General features: G+C 37.7%; 14 protein-coding genes. 10 read left to right on the top strand and 4 right to left on the bottom strand.

All coding sequences use genetic code 11. The features are described from left to right. Nucleotides 1-195: 195 nt before the first annotated feature. Nucleotides 196-1170, top strand: a complete 975-nt coding sequence (cysB, locus tag F580_RS0119275; RefSeq protein ID WP_019029391.1) for an HTH-type transcriptional regulator CysB — start codon at nucleotides 196-198, stop codon at nucleotides 1168-1170. A gap of 378 nt (nucleotides 1171-1548) precedes the next feature. Here the strand turns inward: cysB and F580_RS0119270 are convergent, their stop codons facing one another. Further along, nucleotides 1549-1788: a YfhL family 4Fe-4S dicluster ferredoxin gene (locus tag F580_RS0119270; RefSeq protein ID WP_019029390.1), complete on the bottom strand. Its 240-nt coding sequence runs from the start codon at nucleotides 1786-1788 to the stop codon at nucleotides 1549-1551. 40 nt (nucleotides 1789-1828) lie between these two features. Beyond that, on the bottom strand, nucleotides 1829-3220 hold the full coding sequence (gene trhP / locus F580_RS0119265) for a prephenate-dependent tRNA uridine(34) hydroxylase TrhP (protein WP_026301545.1): 1392 nt from the start codon (nucleotides 3218-3220) through the stop codon (nucleotides 1829-1831). A 264-nt stretch (nucleotides 3221-3484) separates the two neighbouring features. Between trhP and F580_RS0119260 the strand changes: the two genes are divergently transcribed. Further along, complete coding sequence (locus F580_RS0119260; protein ID WP_019029388.1) at nucleotides 3485-4327, top strand: HDOD domain-containing protein; 843 nt, start codon at nucleotides 3485-3487, stop codon at nucleotides 4325-4327. Between the two features lie 89 nt (nucleotides 4328-4416). Here F580_RS0119260 and rdgC read toward each other — a convergent pair whose 3' ends face one another. Then, a complete protein-coding gene (gene rdgC, locus F580_RS0119255) occupies nucleotides 4417-5340 on the bottom strand; it encodes a recombination-associated protein RdgC (RefSeq protein WP_019029387.1) in 924 nt (307 codons plus the stop codon). A 74-nt stretch (nucleotides 5341-5414) separates the two neighbouring features. Beyond that, nucleotides 5415-7157, bottom strand: a complete 1743-nt coding sequence (locus F580_RS0119250) for a sensor histidine kinase (protein ID WP_019029386.1) — start codon at nucleotides 7155-7157, stop codon at nucleotides 5415-5417. 286 nt (nucleotides 7158-7443) lie between these two features. Here F580_RS0119250 and F580_RS0119245 point away from each other — a divergent pair, with 286 nt between their 5' ends. The 8 genes from F580_RS0119245 to F580_RS0119210 all read left to right on the top strand — a co-directional run bounded on the left by F580_RS0119245 (nucleotide 7444) and on the right by F580_RS0119210 (nucleotide 15545). Further along, nucleotides 7444-8394 (top strand): porin, encoded by a 951-nt coding sequence (locus F580_RS0119245; RefSeq protein ID WP_019029385.1) that lies wholly within the window; start codon nucleotides 7444-7446, stop codon nucleotides 8392-8394. Between the two features lie 214 nt (nucleotides 8395-8608). Further along, the gene (gene phoB, locus F580_RS0119240; protein ID WP_019029384.1) at nucleotides 8609-9304 is read left to right on the top strand and encodes a phosphate regulon transcriptional regulator PhoB; all 696 of its coding nucleotides are present in this window, start codon (nucleotides 8609-8611) and stop codon (nucleotides 9302-9304) included. Nucleotides 9305-9347: 43 nt separating this feature from the next. Next, nucleotides 9348-10664, top strand: a complete 1317-nt coding sequence (gene phoR, locus F580_RS0119235; RefSeq protein WP_019029383.1) for a phosphate regulon sensor histidine kinase PhoR — start codon at nucleotides 9348-9350, stop codon at nucleotides 10662-10664. Nucleotides 10665-10776: 112 nt separating this feature from the next. Beyond that, nucleotides 10777-11739, top strand: coding sequence for a PstS family phosphate ABC transporter substrate-binding protein (locus F580_RS0119230; RefSeq protein WP_019029382.1), 963 nt, complete (start codon nucleotides 10777-10779; stop codon nucleotides 11737-11739). 202 nt (nucleotides 11740-11941) lie between these two features. Beyond that, nucleotides 11942-12871 (top strand): 4-hydroxy-3-methylbut-2-enyl diphosphate reductase, encoded by a 930-nt coding sequence (gene ispH, locus F580_RS0119225; RefSeq protein WP_019029381.1) that lies wholly within the window; start codon nucleotides 11942-11944, stop codon nucleotides 12869-12871. 531 nt (nucleotides 12872-13402) lie between these two features. Beyond that, nucleotides 13403-13984: a type IV pilus modification protein PilV gene (gene pilV / locus F580_RS0119220; RefSeq protein WP_019029380.1), complete on the top strand. Its 582-nt coding sequence runs from the start codon at nucleotides 13403-13405 to the stop codon at nucleotides 13982-13984. A gap of 23 nt (nucleotides 13985-14007) precedes the next feature. Continuing rightward, nucleotides 14008-15027 (top strand): PilW family protein, encoded by a 1020-nt coding sequence (locus tag F580_RS0119215; RefSeq protein WP_245560653.1) that lies wholly within the window; start codon nucleotides 14008-14010, stop codon nucleotides 15025-15027. Beyond that, a complete protein-coding gene (locus F580_RS0119210; protein WP_019029378.1) occupies nucleotides 15021-15545 on the top strand; it encodes a PilX N-terminal domain-containing pilus assembly protein in 525 nt (174 codons plus the stop codon). The genes F580_RS0119215 and F580_RS0119210 overlap by 7 nt, the downstream gene beginning before the upstream one ends. The last annotated feature ends 68 nt before the right edge of the window (nucleotides 15546-15613 follow it).

Here is a 15613-nt window from a genome sequence, read left to right as displayed (position 1 = left end):
CGATTGTTTAGACATTCTAACCAAGTATAAAAATATCTTGGTAAGATTTAGAGGCTAAGGTCTTTAATTATTAAAAGTTAAAAGTTAAAAGTTAAAAGTTAAAAAATATTATGGAATAAATGTTCGATTAAGTATATTATTTTTGCATAAGCACATTACAAAAATCGCATTTAATAATGCTACTTGAGTATTTATATGAAATTACAGCAACTGCGTTACATCGTTGAAGTATTAAATAACAACTTGAATGTGTCTGCGACAGCAGATAGTTTATTTACTTCTCAGCCAGGTATATCTAAACAAGTGAGAATGCTTGAAGATGAATTGGGCATTCAAATTTTTGGACGTAGCGGCAAGCATTTAACTCACGTCACTGAAGCAGGGCAAGATGTTATTGATATTGCTACGCAAATCCTTTCTAAAGTTGAGGGCATTAAAGCCGTCGCCAGAGAGCATACTCAGCCAGATGAAGGTAAGTTACGTATTGCGACCACGCATACGCAAGCACGTTATGCCTTACCTGATGTTATTAAAGGTTTTATTAAAAGATATAGTAAAGTGTCTTTGCAAATGTCTCAAGGCACACCGGCACAAATAAGTGATGCTGCTGCTAAGGGCGATGCAGATTTCGCTATTGCTACTGAATCATTACACTTGTATAACGATTTGGTAATGTTACCTTGTTACCACTGGAATCGGAGTATTATTGTTCGACCCGATCATCCATTGGCTAATAAGAAAAATATCACCATAAATGATATTGCCGGCTATTCCTTGGTTACCTATGTATTTGGTTTTACTGGTCGCTCTGAACTTGATGCTGCTTTTGATGCCGCGGGTGCTAAGCCTCAAATAGCCTTTACTGCGACCGATGCCGATGTGATTAAGACTTATGTTCGCTTAGGAGTAGGTGTTGGCGTGATTGCGTCAATGGCAATTGATAAACGAATTGACGGTGATCTGGTCGTGATTGATGCTAGCCATTTATTCAAAGCGAGTACCACTAAAATTGGCTTTCGACGCGGTACTTTTTTACGTGCTTACATGTACGATTTTATTGAACGTTTTGCACCGCATTTGACCAAAGATATTGTCACTCGCGCAATGTTATTGAAAAACAACCATGAAGTGGATGAGTTTTTAAAGGATATTGAGCTACCTAGCCGCTAAATACCCCCAATAATGGGAGTAATAATTATTGCTCCTATTATTGGTTTATTGGGCTACGCCCTAGCTATACCCAAGCTACTTCAATATGCTCGTTTCAGGACGGTTGAGCGATTCATAATCAAGGCGCGTATTTTATTAATGGTTATTCCCTTAATCACATACGCAACGATGAGTATGATTTGCTCATGCGTCCCCTTAGTGCTGGTTTAGAAACGTTTTATCCATCGTTATTGATTTCGACAAGGACGCTACACGGATGTAGCCTCTTAGAGAATGCAGGAGCTTATTCTCCTGAATAACCATTCTCTTCAATAAATGCCTTGCCTAAAGACGTTTCTAATTCCAGCTGAATCCTGCATCTTGAGGTTGTTTGGGTATTTATAAGCGAATGAACTTTGTCAATAAATCATCTTCATTTTCAATATGTTCAGGATCTGGTTTTACGCAGTCTATAGGGCACACACTGACACAAGTGGGTTTTTCGTAGTGACCAACACATTCAGTGCATTTATCTACGTCAATTTCATAAACCTCATCACCAAGCGTGATAGCACCATTTGGACATTCGGGATCACACATATCACAGTTGATGCAGCTGTCTAAAATTTTTAATGCCATGTCACTTACCCTCCGTTACTGCCACTGGAAACCCAAATCATTAAAATGGGTAGTCTTGAGCAAAAGGATTACGCGTAGTACTTGTGTCATCGAGGTAACGCATGATAATAGCAAAAGATAAGTCTAGCTCGGTATCTAACTCAATAGAGACTTTATAACCTGAGCCTTTGGCATCATTAATACTTTGACCGGTTTTACTATTAAGCATGTTGTTTAAGGTAAATGTTTGATTACCTGAAGGCGTCATTAGTTCAAGAAGGTCACCAGTGAGGAATTTATTTTTAACCTCAATTTCAATCAGGCCAGAGTCTTCATTTCTTCCTAGTACTTCACCGACAAATTGCTGAGTATCACTTTTTGAATAACCATATTCATAGTTTTGCGTGTCCCCATGGCGATGGCGTTGTAAGAAACCTTCGGTATAACCACGGTGTGCTAAATGTTCTAGATCAGTATTGAGTTGCGGATTAAATGCTTTATCGGCTATAGCATCATTAATCGCTTGGCCATATACCTGCGCAGTTCTGGCGCAGTAATAAAATGATTTGGTCCGGCCTTCAATTTTCAAAGAATGCACCCCTATTTTTATTAATCTTTCAACATGTTCAACGGCACGTAAATCTTTAGAATTCATGATGTAGGTACCATGCTCGTCTTCAAATGCAGGCAGGTATTCACCCGGGCGACCTTGCTCTTGAAGTAAGATGACCTCATCAATAGGTTGCTGAGAAGGGACTACTATGTCTTTTTCCGGCGTATAAATATCGACAGGTTCAGGTTTAACGGCAATGACATCTCCAGTTTCAGTTTCTTTTGCTTGATGAATGTCATACTTCCAGCGACAAGAGTTAGTGCAGGTGCCTTGGTTTGGATCGCGCTTATTGATATAACCAGAGAGTAAGCAGCGCCCTGAATAGGCCATGCATAATGCGCCGTGAACGAAAACTTCTAATTCCATTTCAGGGCAATGAAAGCGGATATCTTCGATTTCATCAAGAGATAGTTCCCTAGAAAGTATTACCCGTTCAACGCCTTGTTGCTGCCAAAACTTAACCGTGGCCCAATTAACCGCATTTGCTTGCACGGACAAGTGAATAGGCATATCTGGAAAGTTTTCTCTGACTAACATAATAAGCCCTGGGTCAGACATAATTAACGCATCGGGCTTCATTAAAATTATCGGTGCAATATCTTTAAGAAAGGTTTTTAGTTTACCGTTATGCGGCGCGATGTTATTAACTAAGTAGAATTTTTTACCTAATTGATGCGCTTCATTAATACCTATTTGAATATTCTCTAAACTGAACTCATTATTTCTGACACGTAATGAGTAACGGGGTTGTCCAGCATAAACAGCATCAGCGCCGTATGCAAATGCATAGCGCATATTTTTTAAGCTACCAGCAGGGGAAAGAAGTTCAGGTTTTATCATGGGGTACTCAAATAGGTTGTAAACAGTGAACGTGCAGATAAAATTTGCGGCAAATTATACGCTATGAAAAATCCCTTACCATATCGATTTAAGGTAAATAGGATCTAGATCAATGTTTACCGGCCCTTGGAATAAGTGCAGATGAGTTTAATTAAAATAAAAACAACTTGCCTTATTAGCTTGAAAAAATAAGAGTAAATAACAGTGCTTTGAAAAAGTTGTGCTACTTTTAATGGTAAGCACAATAAAAATAAAGGTGGATTTATGGCAACTGAAAATGCCCTGTATACGATTTTGATCGAAAAGATTAAGCAAGACATCCTAATACTGCCGACATTACCTGAGATAGCATTAAAAGTGCGAAGTGCAGCCGATGATCCCGATATAAACTTAAATCAGATCAGTAATATTATCGCCCAAGATCCAGGGCTCTCTTTAGGTGTACTTAAGGTCGCTAATAATGCTCTTTGGGGGCGAAAAGTAAAAGTTGAAAGCGTGCCACAAGCAGTTACTCGTATAGGTTTAAGACAAATAAAAAGCATTGCCACAGCCATGGCTATTGAGCAGGTGTTTGTTTCAAATAATAAAGTCGTCACTATGTATATGAAAAAATCTTGGTTAAAAACCATTGATATTGCTTCAGTGGCCGTTAGTTTGATGGATTTATACCTAAAAAAACATAAACATACCTCACTTTCATTAGATACCATAACCCTTGCGGCACTCATTCATAATATTGGCGTTCTGCCAATTTTAACTGAAGCTGAAAATCATCCTGATATCTTTGCCAACCCGACGTTTTTACAGCAAGCTATTATTAAGCTCTCGGGACGTATCGGTGGAGCGATTACGCGAAGTTGGGGTTTTTCTGAGGAGTTTACCCTACTAGCCGAAAGCTGGAGTGATTTAACTATTTTACCAACAGAAGTTCACTATTTAGACTTTATTCGTGCCGGAGCAATTTATCATAATGTCTTTAAAAATGAGTCAACTAAAGAGGCGCTTTTAACTAGTTATACCAAGAAAGGAATCTTACCTGAGGTAGATTATATGGACTGTGATGAATTTACAGAGAAATGTGATGCAGTAAGGGCAATGTTTATTTAGTTAACGTGGCTTCATTATAAAAAGTAATATCTTTGTGTATAAGAAAGAGGGCGATATATTATCGCCCTCTTATTTTGTCAAAAAACGAGTTAATCTTTTTCTAAAGGATCTGTCGTTTTCATGGAAAACTCAGCCAATAAATCGACAATAAAGCGGTTTAACTCACCTGACATTAAGGCGAAATCTGCATCAAGTTTAGCAACGACATCATCGCTATCCATATCGTCATTTTGTTCTTGGATAACATCAAAGAACTTAAGGCGCTTAATCGCTAAGTCCTCACATAAAATAAATGATAGCGACTCATCCCATTCAAGAGCTATCTTAACAACATATTTATCTGCATCTAAATGGGTTTGAATCTCTTCGCTAATTAAGTCTTGATTCTTAACTCTAATAACAGCGCCATCATCACCTAAGGCGTTGAATTCTGCTTCCATTCCTAGAGTGAACTTACCACCTAGGCTTTTTTTATTTAACCAATCGGTCATGGTTTCATCGACACAAATATCGGGGTCAAAGCTAGTAACAGGTAGGGTACCAAGCACCTTACGCAATAATGCTAATAGGTCTTCGGCTTTGCCACGTGAACTTGAATTGATAACGATAATATTATTTACTGGGCTAATATAGGCATGGGTGTCGGTTATACGAGAAAATGCACGTGGTAGTAATTCAAAAGTTATATCTTCTTTGAATTGTTCGCGCTCTTTTTTAGTTGCGCCACGGCCTTGCTCTTGCTCAAGTAGATTAACTTTCTTCTCGACCATATCTTTAATAACGGAAGCAGGAAGCATTTTTTCTTCCTTGCGAGCGCAAATTAAAAAATTATCGTTGGCTGTATGGACACTTGAATCACCATGTTTTCCAAGTGCGTTAATCCAGCCGAAATGTGCTATTTCTGTGGAGCCTAATGGAGTGAAAAGGTGTTCTGATAAGTGTTTCTCTAAGTCTTGCTCTGTCCATTCAAACGGGCGAGTAAAAGCGAAAAAATATAGGTTTTTAAACCACATAAGTAAATCCTAGGCTGATAAGGGAGTATTTTGTCGATTATCATACCTGAATTCTGTTCTTTAGGCAGCAGCTTTTAACTATACCTCATATCAGGAAGGCTAATGTGATAGCTTAAGCCATCGCCAGGTTGACAATACGCATTAATAGAGCCATTAAGGGTATCCACCACTAGATTTTTAATTATATGGGTCCCTAAACCTGTACCTCCTTGGTCTGCTTGGGTGGTATAAAAAGGCTCAAATAATTGATCTAATTGTGTTTGGTTAACACCGATGCCATTATCGGAATATAACATAACTAACCGTTGTTCTTCGACCGTCACGCTTACCTGAATTTTCCCACTGCTTACATCTATAAAGGCATGCGTCAGAGAGTTAATGATTAAATTAATCATTATTTGGGCGATGGCTCCTGGGTGAGTATAGATTTCAATATGTGGGTCACAGTCAATTTTAATACTGTGATTAGTTTTCTTCATTTTAGGGTGAATTGATTGAATTATTTCATCAAGGTATTTAGAAATATTAATCAAGCGCACTTTATCATTAGTTTGATCCACGGCTACTTGTTTAAAGCTGCCGATCAATTCTGCCGCTCTTTGCAAATTATTTAATAATAATTCGACACTGTGTTGAGCATTACCTAAGAAATTGTTAATCGTGCGTTTTGATATTGTTTGGGCATTAATATCTTGCTGTAATTTATTTAAAATATCAGCGAGGTAACTTGTTGAGGTGATACTGATACCAATAGGGGTATTTATTTCATGAGATACTTCTGCGCTAAGTTGCCCTAGGGAAGACATTTTTTCTGCTTCTAATAATCTATCCTTTGCTTTATTCAACTCCATAAGAGAGGTTTTCAGCTCTTTATTGGTGGTCATTAGTGTACTTTCTGTTTTACGTCGGCGATTATTTTCAGCTTCTAATTGCTGTTGTTGTGTTAGCAGTTCTCTTTGTTGTACTTCCATACGTAATAGCGTGCTACTTAACGTTGACGTTTTTCTAGCAACTTCTTGTTCGAGAAGTAAGTTTTGTTCATCTAACTTTTCATTAGCTAAATTTGTTTCTCGTTGTGATATAGCGAGTCTGTCTTTAAAGGCAATAACTTCATCAATAAGATTGTTGTAAGCACCCTCAAGGATACTTAGTTCATTTCTTTCATTATCCATAGTATGAAACTTAGATGCTTCAGGATCATGTATATCAAGTTGCTTCATTTGATCGGTAAGCTCTTGCAGGGGTTCCGTTAGCAGTTTACTAAAAGCTAATGAAAATAAGAAAACCAAGAAAGCCGTTTTTACAATGGCATTACCTATTAAGAAGTATATTCCAACCTCAATACGACTAAAGATAACATCGTTACTTGATAATAAAGTAACGGAGCCAACAGTGGTCGATCGCCCTGAAAACTCAAAAATCAAGGGGAATGAATAACCAAATATACCTTCACTTAGTGAGCTTATGCTTTGATGTTCATTATAGCTATCTTGAGACGTTTTAGAGGGCGCAGCTAGTACTTCACCAAGCTGAGTAATAACCTGATTTGCTTCGTCAGTAACTGTGATACCTTTGATTAAAGGGATAGCGATCAAGCCTTCTGAAATATCAATGGCTTGCTTAGTATTTAACTCCCAAACGGCACGAGTTAAACTGCCACTAATTGTTTTTTCTAAAGTCAGTAACTCACTATTGATATCACTTTTGGTATTAATATATTCAGCAATTATTTGAATGCCAGTAACACTGATGGTTAAAATAAAATAAACAGAGAGTACTCTTGTCAGTAACTTTCTCGATATGCTAGTAATCTTCATTTATTACATCTTATATTGTCATGGATAAAAATTTATACTGCCCAACTTTGAGTTTAGCTAGTTTTACTAAGCAATTAAATTTTTTTATAAAAACCATTTTCACCAATAAATAACCAAAAAGCAAACTGAAAAGCTATGGTCTAGAATTAGCTATGCCATAAAAAATAATAAGTTATTTAAAGTAATGGATTTTTTTAATTTCGTGGGTGTCATCTTTATGTCATAAAACCACCATATGATAATGCGCAATTAGTCTTTAATAACTTATAACCCAAGGTTTATCAAAATGAAATTCACTAAAAAAATACTATTAGCTGCAATGTTTTGTACTACAGCTGTTCCTGCTATGGCAGCATCGGTAGATATTTATGGTCGAGCCGATCTTTCAGTTCAGTCCTCAGATGAAGGTGAAGGTAAGTTTACTGAAATTAAAAGCAATGCTTCACGAATTGGCTTTAAAGGCACCCATGAATTAAGTGAGGGCCTTAATGTTGTTTATAAAGTTGAATTTGAAGTAGATATGGATGGTGATAGTGACGACTTCTGGAAAGCGCGTAACCAATATATAGGCTTAAGTGGTTTTTTTGGCGAAGTTTTGCTCGGTAAAAATGACACTATGTTAAAGCAGTCTCAAGGTAAAGTAGATATCTTTAGTGATTACAATGGCGATATCAAATATCTTTGGGTCGGTGAAAACCGTTTAAGTGATACCCTTAGTTATAAATCACCTAAATTTAAAGGTTTACAGTTTGGCTTGACCTATATGGCTGAAGATGAGTTAGACGCAGAAGATGCTTACTCGATGGCTGTTTTTTACGGTGATAAAAAGTTGAAGAAATCTAGCATTTATGCCTCCGTAGCTTATGATTCTGATGTAAAAGGTAAGTCGAAAGACGGCGCGGTGTCAGGACATTTTGATACAATGCGCGCTACCTTTTCTGGTAAAGTTGCCGGTATCACCTTAGGTTTAATGGTACAAAACCAAGAAGAAATCGAAACCGGCATTGAAATGAACGGTGTCATGGTTTCAGCCAAGTACACCTTGGATAAGATTACCTTTAAAGGACAATTTCAAGGTGCAGATCATAAAGATGGTGACAGTCGTAATGGCATCACGGCAGGTGTAGATTACAAACTTGCGAAAAGTACTAAGCTTTATGTTTTTTATACTAGTTTTGATTTAGATACTGGCAATGATGAAGATTATTTAGCTGCGGGTATTCAGTATAAATTCTAAAGGTAAATACTGTTATTAAGTGTTAGTTAAAAGTCGCATTAGCGACTTTTTTCTTGCCTATTTTTAAAGTCTAGTTAATGATATCAATAAACTTTTCCTATTGTCATAAAACTGTCATCAAACTTTTGCACAATACAGTTCTCTTTGCTTGAGCTAATGAGATATTTCAGTATCATCATAACTCAGCATATCAATAGTTTTTCAGGATATTTGTATGAGTCGAACAATCTTAGTTGTTGAAGATGAAACCCCGATCAGAGAGATGATCACGTTTGTATTAGAGCAAAATGGTTTTAAGTCGATAGAGGCGTGTGATACTGAGCAGGCCTTAGCTAGTATCAATGAACCTTACCCTGATTTAATTTTGCTCGACTGGATGTTACCAGGCGGCAGTGGGGTATCTTTGGCGAAGAAGTTAAAGAAAAATGAATATAGCCGCAATATTCCCATCATCATGTTAACAGCTCGCGGTGATGAAGATGATAAGGTCAGGGGCTTTGAAGCTGGCGTAGACGATTATGTGACTAAGCCTTTCTCACCCAAAGAGCTTATCGCCCGTATCAAGGCGGTTATTCGTCGAGTATCGCCGACCTCACTTGAAGAAGAGGTTGAGTTTCATGGCTTAAAACTTGATCCGGTTTCACACCGTGTGGCCATTAATAATAATAGCTTAAACTTGGGGCCAACGGAGTTTCGCTTACTACACTTTTTCATGACCCATACAGAAAGAGTATTTTCTCGAGAGCAGTTACTGGATAATGTGTGGGGTACTAATGTATACGTTGAAGATCGCACTGTCGATGTACATATAAGGCGATTACGTAAAGCTATCTCTGGTGAGGGTCATGATGAGTTTGTACAAACGGTACGTGGCTCAGGTTACCGGTTTTCTAGTAAATTAAAAAAATAAATTCCCTTTAATTATGTCTATTTTTCCAAGTAGTTAAGAAAGTATGTATTTTCGTTTATCTTTTAAGAATATAATATCTCGTCTGCTAACGTTATTTTTAGTCAGTGCCTTCATCGGCTGGCTATTCGATGCGTTGTTGCCCGTTATGTTTGTTACTTCTATGTTTCTAATAATTTGGCATTATCACCATTTATTAAAATTGATTGATTGGTTATGGCAATCAAAGTCGTTATCACCTCCCCAGGCACATGGGGTTTGGGGACACTTGTACGATGGTTTATATCAACAAATCAAACAGCAGCGTAATAAACAAAAACAATTAAATGAAAAAGTGCGTCGTTTTCGAGATGGCGCTGAAGCCCTGCCTGATGCCGCGTTAATGCTATCAGAAGAGCTTACTGTTGAGTGGGGCAATAAAAAAGCCCAACGACTTCTAGGGGTTCGTTGGCCGGGAGACTCAGGCCTACGGATAGATAACTTACTACGCGCTCCTGAATTCTCTGATTATTTGGCAAAGGAGAGTTTTGAGCAGCCCTGCTTATTAATTTCCCCTGTACATCCAGAAGTTCAATTAGAAATACGCATTATGGCGTATGGGAATGAACATGTTTTACTCTTAGCACGAGATATTTCAAATATTCAACGTTTAGAGGATATGCGTCGTGATTTTGTTGCCAATGTATCTCATGAGTTAAAAACGCCTCTAACCGTCGTGCGTGGTTATGTAGAAATGATCCAATCCTCAAATGAAACTTTTGATCCCCATTGGCAAAAAGCTTTTCAAACTATAGCGGGGCAAGTTTCTCGGATGGATCGCCTGGTTGAACAATTACTTAACTTGGCAAAAGTAGAAAATAATCTTAATGATGAAAAACAATGTATCAATATGGTGCATTTAATTCGTACCTTAGTTGACGAGGCCACTTGGCTCAATCAACAGAAAAAACACAAAATCACACTTGATATCACTACAGATGTTAATGTTTTAGGCTTTGAAACTGAGCTAAAGAGTGCGTGCGCCAATCTATTGTCTAATGCGATTGCCTATACACCACCAGAGGGCCGTATTGAAGTCAGTTGGCGGTTAGTTGGCGGTAAAGCTATTTTTTCAGTAAAAGATAATGGTGACGGTATTAAGCCCGAGCATGTTAACCGTCTGACCGAACGCTTTTATCGTATTGATAGATCAAGGTCGCGTGATACCGGCGGCTCTGGTTTAGGCTTAGCGATAGTGAAACATGTTTTATACCATCACCAAGCTGAGCTAGTGATAAACAGTCAATGGCAACAAGGCAGTGATTTTTCTATTTGTTTTGAGCCGAGTAGCCTATCAAACCTGGCCGAAAAAACTTGCAAGTAAGCGCTATTGAATGGTGTCGTCACAATACTGTCATATAACGTCTATATAATTGTCATATTCACTTTGTATAGTGTTGCCAATTAAAAAGTTAAAGCTCTTATTGGAGAAAATCATGAGTTTAAAGAAAGTTATAAGTATTATTAGTTTATCAAGTTTAATCAGTTTTTCATCACTTGCACTAGATGATAACTTACCCGAATATAAAAAAGTCAGTGGCGTCTCTGGCAATGTCTCTTCAGTTGGCTCAGATACATTAGCGAATATGATGACTTTTTGGGCAGAAAACTTTAAACGTACTTACCCTAATGTAAATGTACAAATTCAAGCCGCGGGCTCATCTACTGCGCCTCCAGCTTTAACAGAGGCAACGTCAAATCTTGGGCCAATGAGTCGTAAAATGAAAATGCGAGAAATTGAAGCTTTTCAAAAACGCTATGGTTATAAACCAACGCGAGTAAGAGTTGCTATTGATGCACTCGCTGTTTTTGTGCATAAAGATAACCCATTAAAAGGCTTAACAATTAAGCAAGTTGATGCGATATTTTCAAATAACCGTAAATGTGGTGCTAATAAGGACGTAGACCGTTGGGGCGACTTAGGTTTAACGGGAGCATGGACAGGAAAGGATGTTCAGTTATACGGAAGAAACTCAGTTTCAGGTACTTACGGTTACTTTAAAAAGAAAGCATTGTGTAAAGGTGATTTTAAAAACAGTGTCAATGAACAACCCGGCTCAGCATCAGTTGTTCAGTCAGTTTCTGCATCACTTAATGGTATAGGTTACTCGGGAATAGGCTACCGTACTTCAGGTGTACGTGCTTTACCATTATCTAAAAAAGGCTCGGAATTTATTGACGCTAATATGGAAAATGCTATTTCAGGTAAATATCCGTTATCTCGCTACTTATATGTCTATGTAAATAAGCACCCAAGTAAAGCTCTTCCGCCAATGGAAGCAGAGTTTTTGAAAATGATTTTATCAAAGTCAGGGCAGAAAATTGTTGAAAAAGATGGCTATATTCCTTTACCTAGCAAGGTAGTTATTAAAGAGCTTGAAAAGCTTGGCCTAAATTAAGTAACTTTTGTTTTTATAATGTTTTTAAAGCGGACTTTTATTAAAGTCCGCTTTTGTTTTACCCTGCTTTTATTAATACCCTCCCTTTAATCTTAATTCTAAGATCTCGTCGTCAGACCTCTGTTAAAATATAGATAATTACTCTCGTTCATTGATATAATATAACTCAGCTTTTGTTATTGCTTATTGTTAAGGAAAAGGTATGGAAATTATTTTAGCTAACCCTCGTGGTTTTTGTGCGGGTGTTGATAGAGCCATTAGTATTGTTGAACGTGCCTTAGATTTATTTGGTGCCCCTATCTACGTTCGTCATGAAGTCGTGCACAATAAATTTGTTGTTGATGGCTTAAAAAAGCGTGGTGCTATTTTTGTTGATGAACTCGATGAAGTACCTGACGATAATACGGTTATTTTTAGTGCCCATGGCGTTTCTAAAGCGGTTAGGCAAGAAGCTAAGACTAGAGAGTTAAAGGTTTTTGATGCAACTTGCCCTTTGGTCACCAAAGTTCATATGGAAGTGGCACGTGTTAGTCGTAAAAATATTGAATGCATCCTTATCGGTCATGCCGGTCATCCTGAAGTAGAAGGGACTATGGGCCAGTACAGTAGTGAAACTGCAGGGATATATTTAGTTGAATCCCCTGAAGATGTCGCTAATCTCGACATTAAAAACCCAGACAAGTTGTATTTTTGTAGTCAAACGACTTTATCCGTAGATGACACCATGGACGTAATTCAAGCGCTTCGTGCTAAATTCCCTAATATTGAAGGACCACGTAAAGATGATATTTGTTATGCAACACAAAACCGTCAAGACGCGGTTCGTGAAATAGCCGATAAAGTTGACCTAATGTTGGTTGTTGGTGCGAAAAATAGTTCTAATTCCAATAGATTAAAAGAGCTCGCAACTAAAATTGGTGTTACCTCATATTTAATTGATACCGCTGAAGATATTGATGTTGACTGGTTAACTGGCGTCAACAAAGTAGGGGTAACCGCTGGGGCCTCAGCGCCAGCAGTACTCATTAAACAAGTTGTTGAAGTCTTAAAAGGTTATGGTGGTCACCACGTTATAGAGCACCCAGGTAAAGAAGAAAGTATCGTATTTGCAGTCCCTGTTGAATTGCGCTAGTCTTAATTTACTAGTTAAATGTAGGGTAACTGATAGTGTTAGCACTTTGTTGAAAGTATGTTTTCATAGTGTTAACGGCCAGTTATTGATTTTTTTATAAAAAAGTCCTGTATCTTATACTAAAAAATATACTTTTTAGTGATTTATAAATACTTTGAGATACGGCTTAAACCGTGGGTAGTCGCTGTACACATAAAAAATAATAAAATAATAAAATAATAAAATAATAAAGTGTTAGAACGCTACTCTGATTGAGTTGTGCCATTTTGTGCATTAAAGGGATGTTAATCGTTTCATTCCTTGCCTCGGCATAACTAAACTATGGCCATGAAATGGTAGGGTAGTAAATTATGTCGCTAGCATCTAAAAACCTTAGCCTATATCTCGGAAAATCCTCTTGCAAGCTCCTCCGTTTGCTCATTAATGATATTATGCTTATCACCAAGCTCCCCCTGCCTTATTTAGCTCGCAGTAATTTTTCAACGACCTTTTTATTGCCTGTTAATATTATTTCTATTAAGCAGGTTCCCAATGAATAAATACTTTATAACGCCTAAATATAAAAGTCCTCCCCAAGGTATGACATTTATTGAAGTTTTAGTTGCTTTAGTGATCATGGTAACGGGTGTTTTAGGTGCTGTTGCGATGCAAGCTACCGCTAAACAAGCTAGTTTTGATGCTATGCAGCGCTCCCTAGCTTCAAGTTTAGCACAGGATATTATTGCCAGAATGCGTGCACAAACACCATCGACAGACCCAGATTTAACACTAAGTGAATATGTGAAAAACGATTATGGTGAGGGTGACGGAGTATATAAAGGTGATGCTAGCATTGTAGATATGATTGAAAATGACCGGTATGAATGGGAATTAGCACTTATGGGAGGAGATGTTACTACAAGTGATGGCACTGTTAGTGTAGGTGGTTTAGTTGGTGGTAGGGGTTGTATAATACTAGGTAAGGATATAGCAGGTAATACCATTAAAAATTCTTATACTGTTGTTGTTAGTTGGCAAGGAAGGACAAAAATAAAGGATAGTAAGAAAATCGATACTTGTGGTACGGCTGGTAAGAAAAGACGGCAAGTCGTTGTTGAAGCTTTTATTATATGAAAGGTTATGGAAGTAAACTAAATATGAAAGTTCTAATGGTTGGGCATGCAGGTCATACAAATAAAGGGTTTACCTTAGTTGAACTAATGGTTTCGTTATCTATTGGTTTAGTTATTTTTGCTGGAGTTATGAGTGTTTTTGTTGGCATGCGCACTACTACCGCCGAAACCTCTAGTTATGGTGAGTTGCAAGAAAATGGTCGCTTTGCCATCAGCGTACTAACTGATGATATTTTAAATCAAGATCTTTGGGGGGACTATACCGGGACTTTTGATCTTTCCACTATAAGCCATACGCTTGTCGCACCTGGAAATGATTGTACTGGAGCCGGAGTTAACAATGCATCATTTCCTGTAGCGGTAGGACATTTTCGCACTATTTGGGGCGATATAGTTGACAGTTCAAATCCTATGGGCTGCTTTAATGACGCTAAAATTGGTTCAGATGTAATCCAAGTGAAAAGAGTGTTAGCTTCTGAACTAGTTAAGTTAGAAGACGGTGATCTAGTCCCCATAACAAGCGCACCTGCAGGAAATTACCATTTGGTTACTAACATTAATGATGGCATTTTATTTAGCAGCGGGGCCGTGCCAGCAGTTGAGAATAGTCGAGTTTGGCAATATCAGCATCATGTCTATTATGTTCGAGAAGAAACTCAAGGTAGCAATACGGTACCCGTGTTAATGCAAGGGCGATTGACAAATCAAATGTCTTTTGCACCCATTATAGATGGTATTGAAATGATTCATTTTATGTACGGTTATGATGCTGATACTGATCCCGATGCCGCTGGTTATGGCGTAGTGGATGCTTATATTTCTTCAAGTGATATGACCGCAGCGTTATGGGATGATGCTGGAGGCACTAAAATCATAGCGGTTAAAATCTTTGTTTTGGCGCGGAATATAGCTGCAGATAACAAATATACTAATAATAACATCTACCAATTAGGTGATTTGACGGTGACTTTTAATGATAATTACCGTCGCCTATTATTTAGTTCAACAGTGACATTGTATAATGCGAGGGTCGATTTATGGTAAGTCGTATTTATAAAATTAATAAAGCCGTGAAACAAGGTAAACAGCGAGGTGTAGTGCTAGTCGTTTCTTTAGTTTTTTTAATTGCCTTAACTGCTGTTGCTGCAGCATTAATGCAAAATAGTACAACAGATATGAAAATGTCAGGTGCTAGCGAAGAAAAAATGATTGCAGATCAAGAAGTAGTCAGTGCCGTAGAAGAATTTATCTTCAAACAAGTGACCGGAGGTACAGGTAATAATGGTTTTGCTAAGCCGATAGCAACCTTTCAAGATGGTGCTAAAGATGTCATAGCCGAGCTAACTAATGCCACCAAACATGGTGATATTTATGCTGCATCGCTCGATATTGCTAGCAATGAGTTTCAGCTTGAAACAGATTGTCCCCATTCTAGATCTGCTTCATCAGCGCAGGTGTTTACTTGTAACATATTACGTATACAAATAAGCAGAAAATATGGCCGTAATAAAACGAGTACGGTGGAAGTGAATTCAGGCATAGCACAGCATTTATTAAAATAAAATAAAATAAAATAAAAGTATTTTAAATAAGTGCTGAATTGGCTAGTCATGTTTATATTTGGGGTTTT

It is taken from the genome of Colwellia piezophila ATCC BAA-637 (genome assembly GCF_000378625.1).
Lineage (GTDB): Bacteria > Pseudomonadota > Gammaproteobacteria > Enterobacterales > Alteromonadaceae > Colwellia > Colwellia piezophila.
Note: the sequence above shows the minus strand (reverse complement) of the source record. Positions and strands in the feature narration are given on the sequence as shown.